General features: G+C 41.0%; 25 protein-coding genes. 7 read left to right on the forward strand and 18 right to left on the reverse strand.

Going from position 1 to position 24219, the window contains the following annotated elements:
- Window positions 1-801 precede the first annotated feature (801 nt).
- Window positions 802-2034 (reverse strand): ABC transporter permease, encoded by a 1233-nt coding sequence (locus tag G498_RS0108225; RefSeq protein ID WP_026980739.1) that lies wholly within the window; start codon window positions 2032-2034, stop codon window positions 802-804.
- A 6-nt stretch (window positions 2035-2040) separates the two neighbouring features.
- Here G498_RS0108225 and G498_RS0108230 point away from each other — a divergent pair, with 6 nt between their 5' ends.
- On the forward strand, window positions 2041-3282 hold the full coding sequence (locus tag G498_RS0108230; protein WP_026980740.1) for an exo-beta-N-acetylmuramidase NamZ family protein: 1242 nt from the start codon (window positions 2041-2043) through the stop codon (window positions 3280-3282).
- A gap of 91 nt (window positions 3283-3373) precedes the next feature.
- Here the strand turns inward: G498_RS0108230 and G498_RS0108235 are convergent, their stop codons facing one another.
- Both G498_RS0108235 and G498_RS0108240 read right to left on the reverse strand, forming a co-directional pair.
- Window positions 3374-3784, reverse strand: coding sequence for a PH domain-containing protein (locus tag G498_RS0108235; RefSeq protein WP_035744760.1), 411 nt, complete (start codon window positions 3782-3784; stop codon window positions 3374-3376).
- Complete coding sequence (locus G498_RS0108240; RefSeq protein WP_161625338.1) at window positions 3781-4278, reverse strand: YkgJ family cysteine cluster protein; 498 nt, start codon at window positions 4276-4278, stop codon at window positions 3781-3783. The genes G498_RS0108235 and G498_RS0108240 overlap by 4 nt, the downstream gene beginning before the upstream one ends.
- A 67-nt stretch (window positions 4279-4345) precedes the next feature.
- Between G498_RS0108240 and G498_RS0108245 the strand changes: the two genes are divergently transcribed.
- Entirely contained in the window at window positions 4346-5053 is a 708-nt protein-coding gene (locus G498_RS0108245; protein WP_026980743.1) for a class I SAM-dependent methyltransferase, read from the forward strand.
- 52 nt (window positions 5054-5105) lie between these two features.
- Here the strand turns inward: G498_RS0108245 and G498_RS0108250 are convergent, their stop codons facing one another.
- From G498_RS0108250 to G498_RS0108295, 9 genes are all read right to left on the reverse strand, one after another.
- The gene (locus G498_RS0108250) at window positions 5106-5513 is read right to left on the reverse strand and encodes a DUF2059 domain-containing protein (protein ID WP_026980744.1); all 408 of its coding nucleotides are present in this window, start codon (window positions 5511-5513) and stop codon (window positions 5106-5108) included.
- A 24-nt stretch (window positions 5514-5537) separates the two neighbouring features.
- Entirely contained in the window at window positions 5538-5927 is a 390-nt protein-coding gene (locus tag G498_RS0108255; RefSeq protein WP_026980745.1) for an energy transducer TonB, read from the reverse strand.
- Window positions 5928-5929: 2 nt separating this feature from the next.
- Window positions 5930-6562, reverse strand: a complete 633-nt coding sequence (locus G498_RS0108260) for a 7-carboxy-7-deazaguanine synthase QueE (RefSeq protein ID WP_026980746.1) — start codon at window positions 6560-6562, stop codon at window positions 5930-5932.
- Window positions 6563-6799: 237 nt separating this feature from the next.
- The gene (locus tag G498_RS0108265; protein WP_026980747.1) at window positions 6800-8476 is read right to left on the reverse strand and encodes a tetratricopeptide repeat protein; all 1677 of its coding nucleotides are present in this window, start codon (window positions 8474-8476) and stop codon (window positions 6800-6802) included.
- 23 nt (window positions 8477-8499) lie between these two features.
- Window positions 8500-9423: a PstS family phosphate ABC transporter substrate-binding protein gene (locus G498_RS0108270; protein ID WP_026980748.1), complete on the reverse strand. Its 924-nt coding sequence runs from the start codon at window positions 9421-9423 to the stop codon at window positions 8500-8502.
- A 237-nt stretch (window positions 9424-9660) separates the two neighbouring features.
- Window positions 9661-10479, reverse strand: a complete 819-nt coding sequence (locus G498_RS0108280; protein ID WP_026980750.1) for an energy transducer TonB — start codon at window positions 10477-10479, stop codon at window positions 9661-9663.
- Window positions 10480-10509: 30 nt separating this feature from the next.
- Window positions 10510-11082, reverse strand: a complete 573-nt coding sequence (locus G498_RS0108285) for an ExbD/TolR family protein (protein ID WP_026980751.1) — start codon at window positions 11080-11082, stop codon at window positions 10510-10512.
- An 18-nt stretch (window positions 11083-11100) separates the two neighbouring features.
- On the reverse strand, window positions 11101-11715 hold the full coding sequence (locus tag G498_RS0108290; RefSeq protein ID WP_026980752.1) for an ExbD/TolR family protein: 615 nt from the start codon (window positions 11713-11715) through the stop codon (window positions 11101-11103).
- Between the two features lie 98 nt (window positions 11716-11813).
- Window positions 11814-12647: a MotA/TolQ/ExbB proton channel family protein gene (locus G498_RS0108295; protein WP_026980753.1), complete on the reverse strand. Its 834-nt coding sequence runs from the start codon at window positions 12645-12647 to the stop codon at window positions 11814-11816.
- Window positions 12648-12987: 340 nt separating this feature from the next.
- Between G498_RS0108295 and G498_RS0108305 the strand changes: the two genes are divergently transcribed.
- Genes G498_RS0108305 through G498_RS0108320 form a run of 4 tightly spaced genes read left to right on the forward strand, consistent with a single transcriptional unit; the run spans window position 12988 to window position 15704 of the window.
- Window positions 12988-14505: a helicase HerA-like domain-containing protein gene (locus G498_RS0108305; RefSeq protein ID WP_026980754.1), complete on the forward strand. Its 1518-nt coding sequence runs from the start codon at window positions 12988-12990 to the stop codon at window positions 14503-14505.
- Window positions 14505-14873: a DMT family protein gene (locus G498_RS0108310; protein ID WP_026980755.1), complete on the forward strand. Its 369-nt coding sequence runs from the start codon at window positions 14505-14507 to the stop codon at window positions 14871-14873. Before G498_RS0108305 ends, G498_RS0108310 begins: the two co-directional genes overlap by 1 nt.
- A gap of 4 nt (window positions 14874-14877) precedes the next feature.
- On the forward strand, window positions 14878-15330 hold the full coding sequence (locus G498_RS0108315) for a YybH family protein (RefSeq protein WP_026980756.1): 453 nt from the start codon (window positions 14878-14880) through the stop codon (window positions 15328-15330).
- An 11-nt stretch (window positions 15331-15341) separates the two neighbouring features.
- Window positions 15342-15704 (forward strand): cupin domain-containing protein, encoded by a 363-nt coding sequence (locus G498_RS0108320; protein ID WP_026980757.1) that lies wholly within the window; start codon window positions 15342-15344, stop codon window positions 15702-15704.
- Between the two features lie 17 nt (window positions 15705-15721).
- Here G498_RS0108320 and G498_RS0108325 read toward each other — a convergent pair whose 3' ends face one another.
- The 5 genes from G498_RS0108325 to kynU form a co-directional block, all read right to left on the reverse strand.
- A complete protein-coding gene (locus G498_RS0108325; RefSeq protein ID WP_026980758.1) occupies window positions 15722-17065 on the reverse strand; it encodes an FAD-dependent oxidoreductase in 1344 nt (447 codons plus the stop codon).
- A 147-nt stretch (window positions 17066-17212) separates the two neighbouring features.
- Window positions 17213-17611: a glycine zipper family protein gene (locus G498_RS0108330; protein ID WP_026980759.1), complete on the reverse strand. Its 399-nt coding sequence runs from the start codon at window positions 17609-17611 to the stop codon at window positions 17213-17215.
- A 143-nt stretch (window positions 17612-17754) separates the two neighbouring features.
- A complete protein-coding gene (locus tag G498_RS0108335; RefSeq protein ID WP_026980760.1) occupies window positions 17755-18831 on the reverse strand; it encodes an agmatinase family protein in 1077 nt (358 codons plus the stop codon).
- A gap of 96 nt (window positions 18832-18927) precedes the next feature.
- On the reverse strand, window positions 18928-21024 hold the full coding sequence (locus G498_RS15415) for a T9SS type A sorting domain-containing protein (RefSeq protein ID WP_051269805.1): 2097 nt from the start codon (window positions 21022-21024) through the stop codon (window positions 18928-18930).
- Window positions 21025-21095: 71 nt separating this feature from the next.
- Window positions 21096-22376 (reverse strand): kynureninase, encoded by a 1281-nt coding sequence (gene kynU, locus G498_RS0108345; protein WP_026980761.1) that lies wholly within the window; start codon window positions 22374-22376, stop codon window positions 21096-21098.
- Window positions 22377-22583: 207 nt separating this feature from the next.
- Between kynU and G498_RS0108350 the strand changes: the two genes are divergently transcribed.
- Window positions 22584-23027: an SRPBCC family protein gene (locus G498_RS0108350; RefSeq protein WP_026980762.1), complete on the forward strand. Its 444-nt coding sequence runs from the start codon at window positions 22584-22586 to the stop codon at window positions 23025-23027.
- A gap of 55 nt (window positions 23028-23082) precedes the next feature.
- On the opposite strand, the gene queA is transcribed toward G498_RS0108350, so the two are convergent.
- On the reverse strand, window positions 23083-24132 hold the full coding sequence (gene queA / locus G498_RS0108355) for a tRNA preQ1(34) S-adenosylmethionine ribosyltransferase-isomerase QueA (protein WP_026980763.1): 1050 nt from the start codon (window positions 24130-24132) through the stop codon (window positions 23083-23085).
- Window positions 24133-24219 lie beyond the last annotated feature (87 nt).

Here is a 24219-nt window from a genome sequence, read left to right on the forward strand (position 1 = left end):
CAATTCAATATGTCTATGAACGTATTCTTCTTTTTTATTCTCGCTATCATTTCCGATTGCGGGTGCAAAAGTAAAACTTCTTTTTAAACCTGCAAAACTTTTTGAAACTTTTTTTTGAAAAAATTTTCATTCCGTTTTAACCGGTATTTCAAATGAACTTCCCTTATTTTGCGGGTTGCAAAAGTAGAACCTCTTTTTAAATCTCGCAAGCTTTTTTTGAAATTTTTTTTCGATTTATTTCTAAACCGTTTTTCAAAAATCACTGCTCAATATTTTTAAGAACTTCCCTTATTTTGCGGGCTGCAAAGATAGTTGCTTTATTCTTTACAATCCAAATCTTTTTCAACTTTTTTTTCAAAAATCTTTTTGACTCGGTTTGTTTCAAAATGTCAGATGAACTAGTACTTTAATGCGGGTGCAAAAGTAGCACTCTTTTCTCCACTTCCAAACTTTTATGCTTCTTTTTTGCGAAGTTTTTTTAAGGTTTTTTGTAACTTACTGATAACCATTTTGTAACCCTGGGAAGTTTTTTTTCAATTTTTAAAGGACTACGAAGTGAATTGAGGTTTGGGCTGACTTTGTCATACTATATATAGATAAGAAGCGGTTTTAACCATACTATATACAAGTTGAGATTTCTATTTTACTATACTATACATATAAGGAGTAGCTTAAAATCTTTCCAATAAACCAAAAAGCCACTCTCCTAGCCCCGATTGCAGCGGAAATCCCGAAGCAACGCGAAGGAATTGCAGCGGAAAGCGGGAATTGCGCTTCCAAAAATGCCCAGACCTTTCGCTCCTAATCGAAACGAATGGCTTTCACCGGGGAAATTTTGGTGATTATATAGGACGGAATAATTAAAACCAACAGGCAAACCAGCACGGTTCCTAAATTTAAAGCCAGAATATGAAATATGTTTAAGGTAACAGGTGCTTCGGTTACGTAATAGTTTTCCGGATTCAACTTGATTATACCAAAATATTTCTGGACAAGCAACAGCCCGATGCCGATAAGATTACCCCAAAACAAACCTCGAAGGATCAAATACGAAGCATTGTACAAAAATATTTTCCGGATGGTCCAGTTGTTCGCACCGATGGCTTTGAGAATTCCGATCATCTGGGTGCGCTCCAGAATTAAAACCAGCAAAGCCACCACCATATTAATCGTAGCCACCACGATCATAATAATAAGGATAACCAGAATGTTAAAATCGAAAAGTTTGAGCCATTCGAAAATGTTGAAGTATTTTTCCTCAATGGTCACACTGTTATAGGTGGACGGGATTTCGGCGTAGACTTCTTCGCCTTTTTCTTTGATTTGGGTAAAATCATCGATAAACACTTCAAAAGCCCCCACTTCATCTTTACTCCATTTGTTAATGCGCTGAATATGACGAATGTCTCCTATTATATAGGTGGCATCAAATTCCTGAAACCCGGAATTGTAAATCCCTACGATTTGAAAATTGCGAAGGTTGGGCAGTTTCCCGTCATCCTTCATAAAATAAGTATTGAATTTATCGCCAACTTTTAACCGCAGGCGATTGGCTAAATATTCCGAGATGATAACTTCCGGATTCAGATTGTCTTTCAGGTTCGGAATGCGGCCCTGAATAATGTATTCCTGAATGTTGTCCCACTGGTAGTCTTTCCCTACGCCTTTAAATACGATGCCTTCAAAAGCGGTTTCGGTGCGGATGATTCCGGCTTTGCTGGCCACGGCCTGAATATGACTGATGCCGTCTACGTTTTTAAACTCGGGATAAAAGTCCTGTTGCAGGGAAATCGGTTCGACGCTTACCTCGGATTGGTTGTCATCGTAATTAGAAATAATAATATGCCCGTTGAAAGCCGAAACTTTTTGGCGTATTTTTTGCTGCAAACCAACACCGGTAGCGACTGAGGCAATCATCATAATCATCCCGATGGCAATAGCCACAATCGCGATTTTTATAATTGGTGCAGATATACTACTTTTATGGTGTTTTGTTGTAGTGAGCCGTTTCGCTATAAAATATTCTAATTTCAAAAGATGATGATTTCAAATTCGATGTTCAAAAATACAGTTTTATTCTTGGTTTTGGCGATTGTTTCGTGCGGAAATTCGATTAAGACGCAAGAGAAAAGGGAAAAGGAAGAAGAAAAAAGCAGTACTTCCGAAAACAAAACCCCGCAAAACAATCAGGACTCTTTTTTCAAAACAGGAGCCCAAAACTCTGATGCCTATTTACCTTTGCTGAAAAACAAGAAAGTCGGAATTGTTACCAATCAGACGGGAATTCTGTCGAACAGTGTTCATCTGGTTGATTTTTTACTGCTGAAACAAGTCGCTCTGAAGAAAATATATGCGCCGGAACACGGTTTTCGAGGTACAGCCGACGCCGGAGAACTGATCAAAGACGGAAAAGACACCAAAACCGGTCTACCCATTATTTCCTTATACGGCAACAACAAAAAACCGAAACCGGAACAATTAGCCGGAATTGATATTATGGTTTTTGATTTGCAAGATGTGGGCGCGCGCTTTTACACTTATATTTCTTCCTTGCATTATGTGATGGAAGCCTGTGCTGAAAACAACATTCCTTTGATTGTTTTAGACCGACCTAACCCGAATGGCGGTATCGTAGACGGTCCGATTCTGGAAAAAGAATTCACCAGTTTTGTGGGCATGCATCAAATTCCGGTATTGCACGGGATGACGATTGGCGAATATGCTAAAATGATAAATGGAGAAAAATGGTTAAAAAATGGCGTACAGTGCCAACTAACGGTGATTCCGTGTTTGAACTACAAACGTGAGATGCCTTATAGCTTACCGGTTAAACCGTCACCGAATTTACCGAATGACCAGGCTATTAATTTGTACGCGAGTTTGTGTTTGTTTGAAGGCACCAACGTAAGCATGGGCCGCGGAACAGAAAAACAATTCCAGATTTACGGTTCTCCTTTTTTACCAAAAAGCGATTTCAGCTTTACACCAGGACCGAATGCTGGAGCAAAAGATCCGACACATAACGGCAAACTGTGTTACGGGGAAGATTTGTCAAAAATTGAAAAAGTAAATCGACTGGAAATCAAATGGCTGATCAAAGCGTATCAGACGACTTCCGATAAGACGAAATTCTTCAACGATTTCTTTACGAAATTGGCAGGAACTAAAAAATTACAGCAACAGATTGAATCCGGTGTTTCCGAAAAGGAAATCCGAAAAAGCTGGGAGAAAGGTTTGGCAGATTTTAAAGCGATGCGAAAAGCTTACCTGATTTACAACTAACAAAGGTGTTCTGCAACAGAAGCCAAATACCTTTCCATAAAACGCATTGATTTCACAACATGTGGTTGGATACTTGAATTTTCGGCAGGAGTTATAATTTCACTTCAATCGCCGGATTCCGTTTCAGCAGTTCTTTTACAAAATCCTCTTTTTCTTTGGGGGAAATGACTACTTTTTGGTCGTTTACGTACACAATTTCAATCCTGTCGGTAAGGGAACCGGCCGGAGCACTCCATAAACTGTCGGTTTGTTGTACCGAATGAATCGTGGCGATGTCAATTTTCTTATTCACTAAAAAACCGGAACGAACTCTTAAGCGGCCCGCGGTAATGGTGTAATCGGTGGTGTAAAAAAGATAGCCCGAAAAAAGCACCGTACCCAAAATGATCCCTAAGCCTATCCAATCCTGTTCGCTTACAAACATGACCAAAGGCGCTATCATTCCCGATAAAATCAAAACCGGCAAGGCAATATCAATTTTTGACTTGTATACTTTTCTCATAAAGGCAATTTCTTTTTCATTTCTTCCACAATGTTGTACGCGGCCGGGCAAATCGCAACATTTTTTAAAGTGAGATTTGAAATCTGCTGGAACTTTTTACGGTCAGTATGCGGAAATTCCCGGCAGGCTTTCGGACGCACATCGTAGATAAAACATTTGTTGTCGTGGTCTAAAAACGTACACGGCACACTTTGCAACACATAATCGTTGTCTTCGTCGATGCTAAGGTACTGTTCGATGAACTGTTGCGGTTTCAAGCGAAGATGTTTGGCGATGCGTTCAATATCGGCCGAAGTGAAAAGCGGACCGGTCGTTTTACAGCAATTGGCGCATTCCAGACAGTCCGTACGTCTGAATTCGGCCTCGTGCAATTCCTGCATTGCATAGTCCAGATTCTTGGGCGGCTTCTTTTTCAGCTTATCGAAATATTTTTTGGTTTCGTTATGCTTATCTTTGGCTAGTTTTTGAATTTCCTGTAAAGTCGGTTTCAGCATGCTTTTGTAAATATCTGCAAAAATACCAACTTTACGCATTCGACTTCCCAACTTTAAGCTAAAAAAAATGAAAGACCTTTTCGGAAAAGCCATTTTAGATTATCAGACGAACAACTCTCCGGAAGACCTGATTACGGAAACTTCGATTTCGGAACCGGATGAAATGAGTGTGGCGTATTTGTTTCGCGATTTTAAAGCGATGCCTAAACTGGAGCAAAAAGCCTTACAACTGGCAAAAGGAAAAATTTTAGATGTGGGCTGCGGTGCCGGAAGTCATGCGTTGTATCTGCAGGAAAAAGGATTGGATGTTACCGCCATAGATATTTCAGAAAATGCCATTAAAGCTTGTAAATTGCGAGGAGTACAAAACTGTAAGGTTTCTAATGTTTTAGATCTGGATGTTTCGGAAAAATTCGAAACGATTTTACTTTTGATGAACGGCACCGGAATTTTCGGAACCTTAAAAGAAATTTCCAGACACCTTCAGAAGCTGAAAGCGCTGCTTGCCGAAAACGGACAAATCCTAATCGATTCCTCCGACCTGATTTATATGTACGACCAGGACGAAGACGGCGCTTATGAAGTGCCCGCAACGGGTTATTACGGCGAGCTAACCTTTACCGTTCACTACAAAGGGGAAACCGAAGACACTTTTCCGTGGCTATACCTTGACTACAACACCTTACAAAATGCGGCCCATGCCAACGGTTTAAGCTGCGAACTGGTTTTGGAAGACGAACATTTTGATTATCTGGCAAAACTCACCCTTTTATAAAAACAAAAAATCCCAAACTAATGCTTGGGATTTTTTTATTGTCTACAGTTAATTACTGCATGTATTTCATCATCATGCCTTGTAAGCCCATCGCCCACTCCTGAGTTGCAGTCATATTTTTCTCTGCCAAAACACCTGCTTTTTCAGTCATTTTTTTACCTACCGGTGTTTCATAGAATTTTAAGATGGCTTTTACATCGTCGTGTGTGTACTCGGTCATCATCACGTCGGCCATTTTATCGTATAAAGCCGGCAAGGTGGATTCGAACTCTACCAAAAAGGCGGCGTGTTTTTCCTGAGGAATCATTTTCAGGATTTGGTCTTTGGCCATTTTCATCTGACCGGCCGATCCTGTTAATTGAATCATTTTTAATACATCGGCTTTAAAGGCATCTTTGTTTTGTGCCATGCCCAAATTCGCTACCAATAGGAACGCGAACGCTAAAATCAGTTTTTTCATGGTTTTGGTTGTTGTTAATAATTATTAATTTCTTTTACGTTTAAAAGTAAACGGTATTGTATAAGTCGTTGCAACAGGCTTTCCGTTACGGGTTGCCGGTTGCCATTTTGGGGAAAGCTGTAAAACCCTAATCATTTCGAACGCTGAAGCACTTCCCAAATCTTTTACAATTCTAATATTTTTAAGGCTTCCTTCCTCGTTCACGGTAAAACTGCAGAGTAACTGCCCTTCTTTTTCGATTTTGGTTTTGTTCAGATTTTTCATAACAAATTCGTAAAAGGTATTCAAATCGCCACCCTGAAACTTAGCTTCGATTTTATCCCCGTCCAAATACACTTCATCTTCACCCATAATTTGCGCATGGCTAAAACTAACCGCAAACAGGAACAGTAAAAGAAAAAAAGCATTCTTCATTTTTAAGGAATATTCAGATATTTGTGCGTTTGTAAAGATATGCGCCATTTTGGATTATTCATAACATAATCGATAATTAATGGTGTCATTTCTTCTTTTTTGCTCCATTCCGGCTGTAAAAAAAGAATGGCTTTGCCGTTTACTTTGGCAGCCTGTTCCTCAGCGAAGATAAAATCGTGTTTATTGTAGATGATGACTTTTAACTCATGCGCCATATCGTAGGCTTGCTGCACCGGTAATTTTGTCTTTTTAGGCGACAGACAAAACCAGTCCCAATGCCCTGTTACGGGATAAGCCCCAGAGGTTTCGATATGAACTCTTAAATCCGCAGCTTTGAGTTTTCCGGTTAAGGCGGTCATGTCCCAGGTTAAGGGCTCGCCTCCGGTGACCACAACGGTTTCTGCGTATTTTTTGGCGTTGTTTACAATAACATCGGTACTGGTTGGGGGATGCAGTTCGGCGTTCCAGCTTTCTTTTACATCACACCAGTGACAGCCGACATCGCAACCGCCGATTCGGATAAAATAGGCCGCCGTTCCGGTATGGTATCCTTCGCCCTGTATGGTATAAAACTCCTCCATTAAAGGCAGCATTTCGCCTTTTTCCACCGCTATTTGTATTTCTTTTTGTAACATTTTTATTTTGAAATAGTCTGCAAAGGTACAAATTTGTACCGATTTAAAATCCTAAAACCCTCCAAAGAAAATGACGCTTTTCCCTTAGCCCCGATTGGACCGGCAGCTTGGCCGTGGTACTTGCGCTGGCCGCCAACTTGAGGGGAAAGCGGGAACAGGGTTGCCAAATACTCCCGAACCTTTCGCTCCAAAAAAAAACCGACAACTTTCGTTATCGGCTTTTTTATCTTGTATTTTTTATGCTTTTAAGGCTTTAAGGGTTTTGGTGGCGTATTCGTTTGCAGGATCAACGGTTAAGAGTTTCTGCAAATTTTCAACCGCTTTGGCTTTATCGCCTGAATTTGCATAGTGTGCACCTACAAACGTTAAGGCTTCCACCAGACCTTTTTTGTTAGCCGGTTTTGCTTTTTCGGCTTCGTCTTTAGCTTCCAGCACTTTTACATACTGTTCGTAGCTGCTTAATGCCGCCATTTTGGATTCCGGTGTGGCCATTTGCTCGTTTACACGGGCTTTGAACAAATACGCTTCCTGAGAGGTCGGCCATGCTTCGATAACTTTTGAAAAAGCTTCATCGGCTTTTACCAATTGTTCTTTGGGCGATGTTTTCTCGTTATAATCGAAATACAAAGCATATCCCAAATAAAAATAGTCGTATACGTAGTTTTTCGATTTAGGATTTTTTACCGCTACTTCAAATAACCTGGCTGCATTTTTATACAGTTTTTCCTTGAACATTTTGGTTCCGATCGGATTTAACTCGGTGGCAATTACCGGGTCTTTTTCCACAGCTTTGTTCAGTTCTACCACGCCTTCGTTGAAGATTTTCTCGTCGTAGGTGCCGTCTGCTTTTTTCGCTTCGGCCATTTTGGTTAACCCTAAATACAGGTAATCACGGGCGATGATTCGTTTTGGCTCTACTTTGGCAAAAAACTCTGTCAATGCTTTGGAACTTTCGGCAAAGTTTCCGTTTTCGTATGCCGCATAGCCCAAATAACGGTAAATACGAGGGTTTACGTTATCGAGTTTTTTCATTTCATTGGCCTCTTTTTCCAATGCTTTGTAATCTTTGGCAAGGATTAGGAAGTCTGCATGACGCATACGGGATTCTATGGAATAATCAGTCAGGCTCATGTATTTTTCATAATTCGCAAGCGCTTTCTGGATGTATTCATTGTACTTAGCCGGTTCACTGGTTGCCCAGAAATAATAAGTTTCAGCCAGCTCTCTGTACACCGGACCGAATGACGGGTTCAACTTCACGATTTCATCAAAGGATTTAATCGCCACATCAAAAGCTTTCGCGTTTTTGGTGATTTTCGCCATGTTCATTTTAGCCAACAACAGGGAATTATCCGCATCATAGGCATTGCGATAAGCACTGTATGCCTCGTTAACATTGTTGTTTCCGTATTGCGCATCTCCTAAAAGAAGATAAGCCTGAGCATTTTTATCGTCTATCAACAAGGCCTTATTGATGGTTTCAATAGCTTTTTTATAGTTTGGATTTTCCGATTTGATGTAGGCTTTGGCAATCAGCAATAACTCGTCCACATCTTTTTTCTTGATGCCGGAAGCTGCTTTATCAAAATTAGCCGACGCTCCTACCGCATTCTTAGCATCCAGATCCAACTGTCCTAAACCAATGTAATTTAACGTTCCTTTATCTTTGGCCGTCAATCCTTTTTGGAAAAACATTTTGGCTGAATCTGCTTCATTTTGCGCTAAATAAACATCGCCCAAATAGAAAAAGTTTTTACCGTTATCCGGATTAGACTGCACTAACCCTTTGAGTATTTTTTTGGCTTTATCAAATTGTTCTGCCGCAATCGCTTTTTTAGCTTGATCTAAATCCTGCGCAAACACAGATGTTGACAATCCAAGCAACAACAGACTTAAAACTTTTGCATTCTTCATTTCTAAATCTTTTATAGGTTAAATTATTTTTCGACTTTGTTACGAACGGCTATTTCTCTTGAAGGAAAGCGCTTTGGCACCAAACCCGACTTCAGAATTATTCGTTGTCCTTTGTCTCCTGCAATATAGGAAGCAAATCCCATGCCTAAACCAGCCGAACCCTGAAAATTTATTAAAAATATTTTACGGGTTACCGGATAACTTCCATCTGCAATATTAGTTTGATTCGGTTTAATATACTTGTTTTTTTCCTTAATTTTAACGTTTTCAACCCCTAAAACCTTCACTTTACCGATATAAGGCAGTAAATCGTCTGAAGGTTGCAACAGCCAGTTCACTCCAATTACTCCAATAGCTCCTTCATTTTCGGTTACGTATTTTACCACTTCTTTATTGGAATTCATGGAGAAAACTCCTTGCTTTGGCAATTGCGTTACATTGGCCATTTTCTTTAGATCCCGCAAGTTACTCGAATTTGGATTATCAAAAACCAAAGTTTTTATTTTCCCGGTCGTTTTCCCCTGCAAAACCGCCACGATATCCTGTAGTTTCAAAACAGAATCCTGTACACTTTTATTAGCGATGAACGTAATGGCATCTACCGCAAATTCCGTTCTTCTGGGATACACCTGCCTTTCTGTATTGTAAAACGCAACTTCGGCGGTATCCAAATCTCGGGCTAAAATGGCAATTCGGGCTTCATCCTTATTGATCATGTTCAGGATTTCGGTTTCCGATTTGCCGATCAGTTTTATTTTGGCTCTTTTGTATTCACTTTCAAAGACCATGGCCAGATCTTCCACTACCGGAAAAACGGTTTCATCTACTAGAATGGTTGTAGCGCCAGCAACCGACGTTTCCTTTATTAATTCCGGATTAGTACTTTCCGCTTTTTTACAAGCTGACAAACCTACCAATACCAAGAATGTAAAAATACTTTTTTTCACCTATTGATTATCTGTTTGATTCTGCGTTTAATAATCTTGAAAAACGAAAAGCCGCATACACTAACAACAATACGCCCAATATAACACGTCGGTTATACGGGATTTCCACCGGCATCGATTTCCATACAAACAAAGTTAGGGCTAAAAACACATATAATCCTAAAAAGACCAGCCCTAAAACAAACAGAAATCGCTGTTGTGGCGATTTCTGTTTAAAATTATCAAATAAATTCATCCTTAGTTGGCAACTTGAATAGTAATTGGCAAAGTAAACTGAGAACGAACGGAACGTCCGTTTTGTACGGCAGGTTTCCATTTTGGCATACTGCGCAACACTTTTTCTGCAATTTTACCTACTCCATAACCCGGATCTCTCAACACCTTAATATCTGTTAAGCTACCGTCTTTTTCCACAACGAAACCTAACATTACTCGGATTTGAGTAACTCCTTCATCAACTTCAGGAATTTGAGATTGCAATTTACTCCCGAAAGCTTGTCTGAATTTTGTCATCCCTCCTTCAGGATCTGCCAACACTTCAACAGCTACATAAACCTTGTTGTCTTCTACAACCTGATTTCCTTTATCGCCGTCTCCAGGAGGAGCTACTTGCACGATTTCTCCGTCTTTGTCCCCTTTTTTGGTTTCCTGACCAGGATCGGCATCTTTCAAATCTTCCACTGTTGGCGGATCTTCGTCACGTACCTTTTCCTTCTCCACTACTTTGGGTGGCGGGAATTTCACCTGATCGTTTACCGATTTCGGAGCTTCAGGTGGTGGAGGTGGCGGTAAATCCTCTTTTGGTGGAGGTGGCAATAATGCTGTTTCAATTACCTTGTCCTTCGCTTCTTCTTTATTAATAGCTAATTTTTCGTTGATAATATTCTTCACAACCGGTCCTCCAATCGCAAGACCAAATAAAATAGCACCAATTAATAAAGCACGAGTTGTTGTTTTAGGGTTCTCGGAACGCAATTGATAAGCACCATAAGCCTTGTTACGACCTTCAAAGACGATATCAATCCAATCTTGCTTAAATATGTTTAACTTTGACATAATTTTAGTTTTTTACGGTTTAAAAGACGATTACTTGGTATATAATCCTTCTTTTTCCAACATTGCGTTTTCATCCGGAGTAATATCCACAATCGCATAGATTTTCACATCCGCGATAGCCATCTCATCCAATACGTCTACCAGGTTTCGATAAGTAGATTTTTTGCTTGCTTTAATTAAAACAATCAAATCCTGCTTTTTAGGATCCTGCCCTGCATATTTGGATTTAACCACTTGTTTCTTATCTAAGATAACTTTACGGATTCCGTTTTTACCATAGCCAATCTTCTCAGGCCCCTCTATCGGTTCTGTAGGCAATCCGTAATACCAAACCATTTGGTTTTTTTCACCTAAAAGCAGCGTCATTGTTCTGTCTTCAGACACATCCAATTGTTGCTGTTGATCTTTAGGCTTATCTTCTTTATCCGGCATCGCCAAGTTCATAGACTGCGGCTTAGACAATGAAGTCGTTAACATGAAGAATGTAATCAAAAGGAATGCCAAATCCACCATTGCGGTCAAATCGACACCTGCATTTTGCTTTTTACTCCTTACATGGCCTTTCTTTTTGCCACCGCCGTCGCCGGTATTTAATTCTGCCATTTTACAGTTTCTTTTTAATTAAAAATCTTCACTTCTTAAACCAGTAACCAAGAAAAACTTGTTTACTTTTTGTTTCTGCAGAATATCGATTACTTTTTTAACAGTAGGATATTCTTCTTTCGCATCTCCTTTGATTGCGATTTTAAGTTCCGCGCCGTGGATATCTCTTGCCGCATAACGCGCTGCCAAAACCCACTCGGACAACTGATTGTCTAACGAATCATAAGGAATACCTGGCTGAAGTCCCGGCTTGTTACGCTCTTCTCCTTTCAAGGCGATTAACTGTTTTAAATTCCCGACAGGAACCCCAAAACCGTCAATCAGGGAAAAACGCTGCACCTCTTCTTCCGTGAACTGAATACTGTATTTTTCAGCAATTTTGCCAATTGCGTCTCTTCTCAAGTCCTGTCCGGTCATTCCGAAGAACACTTTTTTATCTCCAATGGTGATAGTGGCCAAATCAGTATCCGGAAGTTTTGTTTCGCGGGTGGAAGCCGGCATATCAACAGGAAGTGGCTCAGGTACTTTCGCAGTAGACGTCATTACGAAGAACGACAGTAACAGGAACGCTACGTCACACATAGCCGTCATGTCAATCTTCGTGCTCTTTTTTGACATTTTTACTTTTGCCATTTTCTTTTCTGTTTAAATTACCATTGATCTGAACATCAGCCTGTGCCGATATCCGTCATCAGTAATATATTAATAAATTAACTCTTAATCGGTGCTAATTAAGCCGCACGACCTTTCATTCTTCTGTAGGCCTGCGTGATAGCAAAACCAGCCTCGTCGATAGAATAAGTCAATTTATCAATTTTAGAAGTAAACACGTTGTACATGATAATTGATAATGTAGAAGTACCAATACCTGTAGCCGTGTTAATAAGCGCTTCAGAGATACCTGTTGCCAATGCAGCCTGGTCTGGAGCACCTGCAGCAGCTAATCCGGAGAACGCTTTAATCATACCTGATACTGTTCCCAATAACCCCATTAACGTACCAATGGATACCAATGTAGCAATGATAGTCATGTTTTTCTCCAACATCGGCATCTCTAAAGAAGTAGCTTCTTCAATTTCTTTCTGAATAGTTTCCGTAGCTTTTTCGCTGTCAAAACCTTCTTTTCTTACTTCCTGATATTTAGTTAATCCGGCTCTAACTACGTTAGCCACTGAACCTTGTTGTGTATCACATTCTGCGATAGCCTCATCAATTTTACCTTGTCCGATCAGAACCTGAACGTTTTTAACGAAAGCTTCCACATTACCTTTACCGGCAGCTTTAGAAATAACGAAGAATCTCTCAAAAGAGAAAACAACCGCCATTAAAAATAACCCCATCAAAGCCGGTACGATAAATCCCCCTTTATAAACCATCCCTAAATAGTTTCCTGGTAGCGGGTGACCATCCGGATCTCCGTTTTCGAAGTTTGAAGGGTGACCCATAACGAATTTCCACACAAGGAATCCGATAACTAAACAGATTACAATTGTTAAACCTGCAAAAAAGTTTGAACCTTTAGAGCTAGCTCCATTTTCAACAGTCTCGTTAGATACGTTTGTCATTTTTTAAAAATTTTTAGTTTTTCGATTTTATTTAACTTAACCCTACACTTTATATTATAGGTGTAAGAGTCGCAAATTTATGTTTTTAGAATTAATAAAAAAACAAAATGAGCTTTTTTTGAAGGCTTTTTTAAAATTATTTAACGCCGAAAAGACCTTTTGTTTTAACACATAACACTAATATTAACACAACTTTAAATTTATAACGCCGTAATGTTAAATTTATTCTTATGCACTCCTACTGTTTTTCATAATTATTTAAAAAAACCCGATTTCTAGTAAAGTTAATACTATTATATTTGTAAATAAAAGCATTCTTACAAGAAAAACAGTCCATATTATGAGTGATTCCAGCTTTTCTGAACATATTAAAAACGGCTATGTCTGCAGCGGCGATTATATTATTTTAGGCGGCTGCAAGCTAAACGGAGAAGCTGTTCCGGACACCCTGATAAAAATTCCGCTTAAAACCATCAACCGTCACGGACTGATTGCCGGAGCCACCGGAACCGGTAAAACCAAAACCATTCAGGTATTATCGGAGCAGTTGTCACAAAACGGTATTCCGGTGCTGATGATGGACATTAAAGGTGATTTTTCGGGAATTGCCGCCAAGGGAGAAGAAAAGCCATTCATAACCGAGCGTCATGCCAAAATCGGTATCCCATACGAAGCAAAGGCTTTTCCCGTAGAACTAATGACTTTATCCGAACAAAACGGTGTTCGGTTGCGGGCCACTGTTTCGGAATTCGGTCCGGTACTTTTTTCCAGAATTCTGGATTTGAACGATACTCAAAGTGGTGTGGTTGCCGTAATTTTCAAATATTGCGACGACCACAAAATTCCGTTGCTCGATTTAAAAGATTTCAAAAAAGTACTGCACTACGCCACCGCTGAAGGCAAAAACGAGTTTGAAGCCGAATACGGCAGAATTTCAACCGCTTCCACAGGTTCCATTTTACGTAAAATCATCGAACTGGAACAGCAGGGCGCCAATCTGTTCTTCGGAGAATTATCGTTCGACATTGACGATTTGATGCGCATCGACGAAAACGGCTACGGCTATGTAAACATCATCCGCCTGACGGACATACAGGACAAACCGAAATTATTCTCCACTTTCATGCTGAGTTTATTGGCGGAAGTCTATCAGAAAATGCCTGAAATAGGCGACAGCGGAAGACCCGAATTGGTTATTTTTATTGACGAAGCCCATTTAATTTTCGACGAAGCCAGCAAAACGCTTTTGGATCAGATTGAAACCATCATTAAGTTGATCCGTTCCAAAGGAATCGGTATTTATTTTATTACCCAAAACCCAACAGATATACCGGCCGGCGTTTTGGCGCAATTGGGTCTGAAAATACAGCATGCCTTAAGAGCCTTTACCGCCAAAGACCGTAAAGCCATTAAAATGACCGCGGAAAATTATCCGTTATCCGACTTTTACAAAACGGAAGACATGATTACCCAATTGGGAATCGGAGAGGCTTTCGTAACCGCCCTGAACGAAAAAGGAATTCCGACACCACTGGCGGCCTGCATGATGCGCTCCCCGATGAGTCGGATGGACATTCTGACCGATGCGGAAATCAACGCGATTAACAGCCATTCGAAGTTGGTTAAAAAGTACAATCAGGCAATCGACAACGAAAGTGCTTACGAAATTTTATCCCAAAAAATCGAAAAAGCCAGTCAGCAGGCACAACAACAAAAAGAAACGAAAACAGTAACAAAACGAAAAAAAACAGAACCCAGCACCGTCGAAGTGATTGGAAAATCGGTCACTAAAGTAGTGACCAGCGCTTCTTTTATCCGCGGTGTTTTCGGGATTCTAACCAAAATATTTCAAAAATAATGAAGGGTTTTTTAACTATAGGACTTCTGATCCTTTCCAATATTTTCATGACTTTAGCCTGGTACGGGCATTTAAAGTTCAAGGAACTGAAATGGTTTGAAAATGCCGGACTGATTACCATTGTTTTAATCAGTTGGGGACTGGCCTTGTTTGAATACTGCTTTCAGGTGCCGGCCAACAAAATTGGCTTTTCGGGCAATGGCGGACCTTTTTCACTAATGCAGTTAAAAGTAATTCAGGAAGTGATCACTTTGGTGATTTTTGTGATTTTTTCGATGCTGTTCTTTAAAAACGAAACCTTCCGGTGGAATCATGCCGTGGGCTTCTGTTTTTTGGTTTTAGCCGTCTATTTCATCTTTAAAAAATAAATTTATGAAGAAACGCTTTCCAGCATTCTTAGTACTGATTGCTACCGTTTTAGTAAACTGCACGGCCAAAATTGAAACAAAAAGCAGCGAAAGCTACAAAGAAGAAATCCTGAACGCGGAAAAGGACTTTGAAAAAACGGTGGCCGAAAAAGGCATCGCGGAAGGTTTTTATCAGTTTGCCGACAGCAACGCCGTAATCAAAAGAGAAAACGACACGTTAATTATCGGAAAAGAAAACATCAAACACTATTACAGCAATCCGAAATACCAAAAAGCTGCCGTAACCTGGTCTCCTGATTTCATAAACGTTTCCGAATCCGGAGACATGGCCTATACCTACGGAAAATACAACTGGACCGTTACCGATTCGCTGGGCCAGAAACGCACGTTCAAAGGGATTTTTCACACGGTTTGGAAAAGACAGGCTAACGGAAACTGGAAATACGTTTGGGACTAAAACCATTCATCATGAAAAAATACTTTATTCAGACGAGCCCTTTTGTGGTACCGACCACCGACGGCAAAGTAATTGAAGAACATCACGGACTGGCAACCACCCAAAACAAAGCCATTTCGATTGCCCACATGATTGCGCCGCCCGGCTGGAGCGAACCGTTTCAAACGCCGGAATTTGACGAATACACCTATATCATCAAAGGAAAAAAGCAATTCATCATCGATGGGGAAACCGTAATTTTAGAAGCCGGTCAATCGATAAAAATCGAGAAAAACGTTCGGGTACAGTATTCCAACCCTTTCGACGAGCCCTGCGAATACCTTGCGGTTTGCACCCCGGCTTTCAGTATGGATTTGGCACATCGCGAAGCATAAAAAAAGTAAATGCCTCCTTATTTTTTCAGCAAACTCAAAATATGCTGTTCGACCACTTCGGTATCCCAGATTTGTTCAATGTTTTCAATGGCCAGAATTTCTTCCATAATCCGGTTTTGCTTATCGCCTTCGGCCAAAGCTTCCGAATAAGGCTGATGGCTGAAAGTTACTCTGCTGTATAAGGGCACCCATTTATCCGGATGCTTGTCGGAAAACCATTTCTCAATTTTTTTCTGAAGAAGAAATTTGACATCGGCTGTTTTGGAGCTCATTTCCATAAAATTGCGGTAGGACAGCTCAGCGATGGCATCAGCATTGGGCTTTCTTGATTGTTGGTACTCCTGAAAAATCGTTTTCCAGTCGTCGCCGTATTGCTGCATCAACTGGTTTAAAATGGTGATGTCTTCAAACCCGGCATTCATCCCGTGACCGTAAAAAGGCACAATCGCGTGCGCCGCATCACCGATTAATGCCACTTTATCTTCGTAGGTCCAGGGGTAACACTTCATCGTTACGAGATAACTGGTCGGGTTTTTAAAGAAATCTTCCACCAAATCGGGGATGACTTCTTTGGTATCCGGGAAATGCTGGGCAAAAAAAGCCACCAGAGCTTCTTTATCTTTCAGCGTTTCAAAGGAATTTTCGCCTTCGTGCGGCATAAACAGCGTACAGGTAAAACTGCCGTCCGGATTGGCTAGCCCCATCAGCATAAATTCGCCTCTGGGCCATATGTGCAACGAATTTTTGTCAATTTTATGGGTTCCGTCCGGATTCGCCGGAATGTGTAATTCCTTGTAACCCACACGGATAAAGTCCTGCGAATAATTAAACATGCTCTGACGCTGCATGCGGTGACGCACTCTGGAGAACGCTCCGTCGGCACCAAAAACAATATCGTAATCCAACTCTTCCCATTCCCCGCGTTCGGTTTCGCCTTCATGTAGTGTGGCAGTGGCTAAAGTAACATCCCAGACTTTTTTATTGAAGAAAAATTCGACTCCGGCAGCTTCGGCCAAATCGACCATCTTTCTGTTTAACAGCCCCCGGGATAACGAGAAAATTGCCTCCCCGTCTTTCCCGTAATGCTGATATACCAAATCCTGACCTAACGAATGAATAGCGCGCTTGTCTACCGGAATTCCGATTTTTTTGATTTCGTCATCCAATCCGACATCTTCGAGCGCCCGCCACCCCCGATCTGACATTACCAGATTGATGGAACGTCCTGAGAAAACCACATTGCGGATATCCGGACTTCTGTCATACACATGAACCGTATGTCCGGCTTTTTTAAGATAAATTGCCAATAGCGTTCCAACCAGTCCGGATCCGACCACGGCTATTTTTTGGGGAGTTTGCATTACCGATTTTATTTATACAAATTTATATTTTTTAAAACAATAAGCTGCTCTTTTTGCATTTATTTCTCTGTAGGTATATTCCTAAAAAACAAAAAGTGCGCCCTGGAAAAGGCGCACTTTCAGACCAAATTTATACTAAACAACTAACTACTTTTTCTTGCTCTCATCTATAATCGCTCCGGTACCGGCCCCCACACCGGCTCCTGCCAAACCTCCGATAATGGCTCCTTCAGCTTTTTTATCACTGACCGCAGCTCCGGTTACCGCCCCGACACCAGCGCCGATTAATGCTCCTTTTGCGGCTCCGCTCATTTTTTTGCGTTGCGGCGTTGCGGTTGCCTGAGGCGTGGTATTGTTTACCACCACCACCTCTTTTTTAGTGCTTTCAGCCATTTTCACGGAATCGATGATACGTTGTTTTTCCATGGCCAGCTTCATGGAATCAATAACCGATTCTTTGCTGGTTAATTCTTTATTTTCCTGCTGCATATCTTTACACGATACCATTGCCAAAAATGCTGTTCCTACAATCAATAACGTTCTCATAATCTCTTGCTTTAAAATTACTTTACAAAGTAAGCACCGATATGCAAAAGTTCTGTTACAGTATTTTAAGAAATCGTTACAGTATTTCAATGTTCAAAAAAAAAAAAAAAAGAGCAAACCCTTCAGCTCGCTCTTTATAAGTATTATCGGTTGAATTTGATCTTCCCGCCTACCTTCAGTTTCTGGGATTTAGCAAAGACCCCGCACATGTGGAACAGCATTCTCGCACCCACATTGCCGTCCCAGTCGTCATCGCCCGGAGCCACTTCCACCAAGTCGAAACCTATGATTTCTTTGTCGGTTTCAGCTAAACGGCTTAACAGATACGCAGCCTGTTCAAAAGAGAACCCGCCCGGTACCGGTGTTCCGGTGTTCGGACAGTACCACGGATACATGCCGTCAATATCGAAAGAAATGCAGACTTTTTCCGGCAAGGAAGCAATGATTTTATCGCATTGCTGCTGCCAGGTCACGCCTTCAAATGTTTCCTGTTTTAAATCCATATCGGTATGTACCAAAACGCGGTCTTTTAAAGCCACATCTACTTCCTGCTCACAGAAATCGCGGATGCCTACTTGAACGATTTTGGAAATCTGGGGAATCTGCAACGCATTGTACATGATGGACGCATGCGAATACGTAAATCCTTCGTAGGCAATGCGCAAATCCATGTGAGCATCTAAATGCAAGATTCCGAAATTGTTGTATTTGGTAGCCAACGCCTGATAATAGCCCAGCGGCGTACTGTGATCGCCTCCTAAAAGCGCTACTTTTTTTCCTTGGTTCATCCAGTGAAGAATACGCTCCTTCACTTCTTCATTCATGTCCTTACACGCTTTGTTGATTTTATCCAAATCGGATTGCAGAGCCGGAAATGTTGAGACATCTTCACCCGCCTCCAAAGCCTCGATAATTGGTTGTGCCAATCCTTTGAATTTATGAGAATTCTTCGCCCAATGTGCCGGCGCTTCGTCCATGTAAATTCCTAATTTCCACAATTCCGGAAATTCCTGATGGTTTAAATCGACCTGAAAAGAAGCGTCCATGATGGCTTCCGGTCCTTCTGATGCTCCTGCCCCGTAACTTACGGTTACTTCCCAAGGCACCGGAACTACTATAATTTCACTTTGTTCTGCTGAAAAGGGTAATCCGAAAACGGTAGCATCGGCCAAACCGGGTTGTGACGGATCGAACGTATCGATTATTTGCTGTTTTGTCATGTTTTAAAAAAACTTTTATCAAGACCACAAAGATAATCTAATTTCATAAAAAAAGCCGAACACTTGATTCGGCTTTTCTGTACTATATGCTTCACCTTATTGCTTCACGAACTTGTTAGATACTTTTGCATTTACAAAATACAACGTATAAACACCACTGGCAAGTTTTGAAACATCAATAGAAGATTCATTGGTAATCAGAGCTCTTTGCATCACTTTTTGCCCTAACATATTGTAGATTTCAACTTCTTCATTTTCAAAACCGTCACCTTTAATTGTAAGGGTTGAGGAAGCCGGATTCGGATATACCAAAAAGGAATTCTTAACAAAATCCTCCGTTCCCAAATTGGTATTCACAATTAAATTGAAAGTACAGTTCACGGAAGTTCCGCTGGTTGCAGTCATGGTTACCGTATGAGTTCCCACACCTACAATCGCTCCAACCGCCGGTGATTGCGTTACTACCGCATCACAATTTTGGCTAATTGCATTGGTTATTGACGCAAAACTTGGCACGGTATAATTTCCGCTTCCATCTGCCGTAACCGTTTGATCCCCGGGACAATTAATACGTAACGCAACGGCCGGCATTGTATAACCGGCTGCCGCAAACTTCTGTGTCATTGTTTTGATGTCCTCACAAGGATAGTTCATGTCGATAGCCGCCTGACGCACTGCTATTGCTGCATTTTGCTGATTTGTAGCACTATTGGTCATGGATAATCCTTCTAAAAAAGCCTTATCGGTTTTGGTTCTTCCGATAACATCCCAGATTTTCATCAGTACGGTTGCCCAAATTTGACCGTCCGAATGCACCTGATTTACCAAACCTCCGGGATAAACCGCCGCATAATTGGTAGTTCTTCCTCCCCAACAAGTATTATGCCCGTCCCAACTAAACATGTAATGATAGGCCGCATCTGTAGACTGCCATTGGTTTAAAGCCCTGCTGTGTGATTGAGCCCAATAATCTCCGGAACCTTCACTCAAGCCGTTTACCTGAGACAACGAACCGCCTGTAAGCCAATCGTGCAATCCATGACCTAATTCATGCCAGATTACATCGCCGTCTTCGCCATCGTCTACACATCCTTCTCCAAACACTAAAGTACCGTTGGAATAATGCGAATTATCCGCGCCATTTTCTCCCGAGGGATCAAACCACAAAACATTAGCATGGGAATTATCGACATTTTGAACGCAAGGTATACCTAAGGTTTCATTGATATAACGCAAGCTGTTGTCAGTATGATAAAACACATTGGCAGCCTCAAATCCATCCTGGTTTCGGGTAAACGCAAAATCTGGCGAAGCTTGTGTAAACAACCCTTTATTGGGATTCTCCAGATTTTTAATTTCCACATAGGAACTTTTCAGTTTGTAGGTTCCTGCAGTATTTTCAACTTGGGGTAATGTCACGTTTACACGCTGTGCATTCAATTGAGCGGTATCGGCATCGTTTCCGTCTGCATACCCTGTTGTTCCGTAAGCCACATGCGCCGCAGACAACGGATCAGACAGAAATACCATTGCGGATCCGGTTTCAAAAGCCAAAGCTTCGGCCTTTTCTACCGGCATGAAATATTTTTGATTCTTTGTTCCTCCTTCTTCTTTGGAATGTGCATGCCCATCGTGAGAGTCGCTTCCGCAATAAATGGCAATATCCTTAACACTAAGCACTTGTCCATTAGCTGCATCGATGATAACTTCCCATGAACCCGATTTCTCTTCAAAACTGGTCACGGTTCTGTATACTAATTTCGGAGTCCCTAACTTATTGTAAACAAAGAGTTTATTCTCCTGAAAGGTAACCATACCGGAAACACCGATTTCCTTGTCTGAAATTGCAACGGCTTTTTCCTTTGAGATTTGCGGAACCGTATTAATCGTTCCCAAGTCTTTAACTACATTAAAATCCGTGTGCGTAATTTCACCGTTGGGGGAAAAATGCACGACAAGTTCCGAATCAAAAACCGGAACACCATTTACCATCTGCTGAAAACGCAAGGTCTCTCCCGATAAACTCTTGCGGGAAAAACGCAGGTTCAGATCTGCATCGGAATTGATTTTTAATTCCCTTGCATTGGATTTAATCCACGCTCTCGCCTGTGCTTCCTTTGTGGTGTTTTGGGCTGTCAGCATAGCAGTAAACCCAAAAAGAAAAGCAGCAACCGTAAGTAGTTGTTTTTTCATTTTTAGTTGGTTTTTTAGTTAAGTTGTTACAAATAAAACAAATAATTTGTAAATAGACTAAAAAATACCAACTATTCTTTCAAAATACCTTTTTTCAGAATCTGACCGAATTCATACATATCTTCAAACGAACAGTAAAAAGGAGCCGGCGCCAAACGGATGACATTTGGTTCGCGCCAATCGGTAATTACTCCGTTTTTCATCAAATAGTCGAATAACGCTCTTCCCTGTCCGTGCAGAAATACGGATAACTGACAGGCGCGTTCTTCTTTATTGGAAGGCGTGATGATTTCAAATTCTGTTCCGTCGATTTCCTTGTCGATTTCATGAAGGATAAATTCCAGATATGCCGTGATTAAATCGCGTTTTTTGATCAACTTATCCATTCCTACTTCGGCAAACATTTCCACAGAGGCTAAATAAGGCGCCAGAGAAATTACGGGAAGATTGCTTACCTGCCAGCCTTCTGCCCCGCGAACCGGATCAAATTTCGGTTCCATCAGAAAACGTCGTTCTTTGTTGTGCCCCCACCAGCCGGCAAAACGCGATAAATCGGTATCGTTGTGGTGTGCTTCATGCACAAAGATTCCCGATACATTTCCGGGACCTGAATTCATGTATTTATAACTGCACCAGGCAGCAAAATCCACGCCCCAGTCGTGAAGTTCTAATTTGATATTCCCCGCAGCATGCGCTAAATCGAATCCAACGTAGGCTCCGTATTTATGTCCAGCTTCGGTAATGGTTTTCATGTCAAAAACCTGTCCCGTATAGTAGTTTACGCCCCCCATCAACACTAAAGCTAATTCATCGCCCACTTCGTCAATCTTGGCCAGAATATCCTCCAGCCTGATATTGTGTTCGCCTTCGCGACGTTTTACTTCTACTATGGCATCTTTGGCTTCAAAACCGTGAAAATGCACCTGGCTCTGCAACATATATTGATCGCTTGGGAAAGCTTTTTCTTCACAAATGATTTTATACTTTTTCGCGCTTGGTCTGTAAAACGAAACCATCAGCAAATGTAAGTTCACTGTTAATGTGTTCATAACAGTCACTTCGCTCGGTTTGGCTCCAACGATTCCGCTTAAAGGACCAGCAAAACGTTCCTGATAATCCCACCAGGGCTTGTCGGCATAAAAATGACCTTCCACAGCAAGTGTTGCCCAATCGTTCATGATTTCATCTACATAGGCCTTGGTGCGTTTTGGCTGTAATCCCAATGAATTTCCCGTAAAATAAATTACCTGCTTCCCGTTAACTTGCGGAAAAATGAATTCATCCCGGTACTTTCTCAACTCATCACTGGCATCTAATTGCTGTGCAAATGCTCTTGTATTTTCAAATGTCATTTTTGGTGGTTTTTGGAGGTGCAAAAATAGCAAAAATTAAGAATAACAATTTGTTATTTTCCGAAGACGCTCATATTTATAACACACCTTGTTTCATTCGTTAGAAACAATACGAAAAAACAAGGACGCAAGAATTGTTGCACGTACTTTTAATAGTTCAATCTTTTAAATCATATTTTTATATTTGACATCTCAACAAAACAGACTATGAAATACACTTGTGAAATTGAAATCAACCAACCGGTTGACAAAGTAATCGAATTGTTTGACAACCCCGACAACCTTACCAAATGGATGGAAGGCCTGGAAAGTTTTGAACATGTAAGCGGCGAACCCGGTCAGCCCGGTGCCAAATCGCTGCTAAAATTCAAAATGGGAAAACGCAAAATGGAAATGACGGAAACCGTTACGGTAAGAAACCTTCCGGAAGAATTTAGCGGTTATTATGAAATGGACGGCGTGACCAATCATATTAAGAATAAATTCTCCGCCATTTCCAATTCCAAAACCCTGTACAAAACCGAGAATGAATTTGTCATCAAAAACAATCTCGTCATGAAAATCTTTGCTTTGCTGATGCCGGGCTTGTTTAAAAAACAATCGATGAAATATCTGGAAAGTTTTAAGAAATTTGCAGAAAGCCAGCCATAAAAAAAGCGTCCCGTTTAAGTGGACGCTTTTTTATTCTCTTAAATTAAACGGCTGCTTATAAAATCAGCATTGCATCTCCGTAAGAATAGAATTTATACCCTTCTTTGATAGCTTCATCGTATGCTTTTCGCATCAAATCATGTCCACAAAATGCGGATATCATCATCAGTAACGTGGATTTTGGCGTATGGAAATTCGTTACCATACAATCCGCTACACTGAAATCATACGGCGGGTAAATAAATTTATTGGTCCAGCCTGTAAACGGATTAAGTGTTTTAGACGACGATACGGAACTTTCCATCGCTCTCATGGTAGTAGTACCGATGGCGCAAACACGTTTTTTGTTCAGTTTCGCCTTATTTACCACATCACAGGCTTCCTGGGAAATAATCATCTCTTCGGAATCCATTTTGTGTTTGGACAAGTCTTCCACTTCCACCGGATTAAAAGTTCCCAATCCGACATGCAGCGTAACTTCCGCAAATTCCACGCCTTTAATTTCCAGGCGTTTCATCAAATGTTTTGAAAAGTGTAATCCTGCCGTTGGTGCCGCTACCGCTCCTTCTTCTTTGGCGTAAATCGTCTGGTAACGCTCCGCATCTTCAGGAGTTACCTCACGGTTGATGTATTTAGGGATTGGTGTTTCACCCAACTCTAATAATTTGGCACGAAATTCTTCATACGAACCGTCATACAGGAAACGCAACGTTCTTCCTCTTGAAGTTGTGTTGTCGATTACCTCGGCCACCAACGAATCGTCATCTCCGAAATACAATTTATTCCCGATACGGATTTTACGCGCCGGATCTACCAAAACATCCCACAAACGCTGTTCCGCATTTAATTCTCTTAACAGGAAAACCTCAATTCTGGCTCCGGTTTTTTCTTTGTTTCCGTACAAACGCGCCGGGAATACTTTGGTATTGTTCAACACCATTACATCGCCTTCATCGAAATAATCCAAAATATCTTTAAACAATTTGTGTTCAATGGTTTGTGTTTTGCGGTTGACTACCATTAAACGGGCTTCATCTCTGTTTTCTGCAGGGAATTCGGCTAACAATTCTGCCGGAAGGTTAAAATTGAAATTTGATAACTTCATTTTTTATCTTTTAAATTGAGCGCAAATATACTATCGCAAAAGAGGCGTTGTCAAGTGTTTTAGGATTTATTTAGTCAGAAAGTTAAA

The sequence above is a fragment of the Flavobacterium suncheonense GH29-5 = DSM 17707 genome, assembly GCF_000430025.1.
Classification (GTDB): Bacteria; Bacteroidota; Bacteroidia; order Flavobacteriales; family Flavobacteriaceae; genus Flavobacterium; species Flavobacterium suncheonense.

Coding starts and splice junctions, on each gene's coding strand:
- G498_RS0108305 (WP_026980754.1), top strand. CDS start 12,988: ATGAGTGATTCCAGCTTTTCTGAACATATTAAAAACGGCTATGTCTGC.
- G498_RS0108250 (WP_026980744.1), bottom strand. CDS start 5,513: ATGAAAAAACTGATTTTAGCGTTCGCGTTCCTATTGGTAGCGAATTTG.
- G498_RS0108290 (WP_026980752.1), bottom strand. CDS start 11,715: ATGGCAAAAGTAAAAATGTCAAAAAAGAGCACGAAGATTGACATGACG.
- G498_RS0108245 (WP_026980743.1), top strand. CDS start 4,346: ATGAAAGACCTTTTCGGAAAAGCCATTTTAGATTATCAGACGAACAAC.
- G498_RS0108280 (WP_026980750.1), bottom strand. CDS start 10,479: ATGTCAAAGTTAAACATATTTAAGCAAGATTGGATTGATATCGTCTTT.
- kynU (WP_026980761.1), bottom strand. CDS start 22,376: ATGACATTTGAAAATACAAGAGCATTTGCACAGCAATTAGATGCCAGT.
- G498_RS0108310 (WP_026980755.1), top strand. CDS start 14,505: ATGAAGGGTTTTTTAACTATAGGACTTCTGATCCTTTCCAATATTTTC.
- G498_RS0108285 (WP_026980751.1), bottom strand. CDS start 11,082: ATGGCAGAATTAAATACCGGCGACGGCGGTGGCAAAAAGAAAGGCCAT.
- G498_RS0108325 (WP_026980758.1), bottom strand. CDS start 17,065: ATGCAAACTCCCCAAAAAATAGCCGTGGTCGGATCCGGACTGGTTGGA.
- G498_RS0108255 (WP_026980745.1), bottom strand. CDS start 5,927: ATGAAGAATGCTTTTTTTCTTTTACTGTTCCTGTTTGCGGTTAGTTTT.
- G498_RS0108330 (WP_026980759.1), bottom strand. CDS start 17,611: ATGAGAACGTTATTGATTGTAGGAACAGCATTTTTGGCAATGGTATCG.
- G498_RS15415 (WP_051269805.1), bottom strand. CDS start 21,024: ATGAAAAAACAACTACTTACGGTTGCTGCTTTTCTTTTTGGGTTTACT.
- G498_RS0108335 (WP_026980760.1), bottom strand. CDS start 18,831: ATGACAAAACAGCAAATAATCGATACGTTCGATCCGTCACAACCCGGT.
- G498_RS0108240 (WP_161625338.1), bottom strand. CDS start 4,278: ATGCTGAAACCGACTTTACAGGAAATTCAAAAACTAGCCAAAGATAAG.
- G498_RS0108260 (WP_026980746.1), bottom strand. CDS start 6,562: ATGTTACAAAAAGAAATACAAATAGCGGTGGAAAAAGGCGAAATGCTG.
- G498_RS0108315 (WP_026980756.1), top strand. CDS start 14,878: ATGAAGAAACGCTTTCCAGCATTCTTAGTACTGATTGCTACCGTTTTA.
- G498_RS0108350 (WP_026980762.1), top strand. CDS start 22,584: ATGAAATACACTTGTGAAATTGAAATCAACCAACCGGTTGACAAAGTA.
- G498_RS0108265 (WP_026980747.1), bottom strand. CDS start 8,476: ATGAAGAATGCAAAAGTTTTAAGTCTGTTGTTGCTTGGATTGTCAACA.
- G498_RS0108295 (WP_026980753.1), bottom strand. CDS start 12,647: ATGACAAACGTATCTAACGAGACTGTTGAAAATGGAGCTAGCTCTAAA.
- queA (WP_026980763.1), bottom strand. CDS start 24,132: ATGAAGTTATCAAATTTCAATTTTAACCTTCCGGCAGAATTGTTAGCC.
- G498_RS0108230 (WP_026980740.1), top strand. CDS start 2,041: ATGATTTCAAATTCGATGTTCAAAAATACAGTTTTATTCTTGGTTTTG.
- G498_RS0108235 (WP_035744760.1), bottom strand. CDS start 3,784: ATGAGAAAAGTATACAAGTCAAAAATTGATATTGCCTTGCCGGTTTTG.
- G498_RS0108320 (WP_026980757.1), top strand. CDS start 15,342: ATGAAAAAATACTTTATTCAGACGAGCCCTTTTGTGGTACCGACCACC.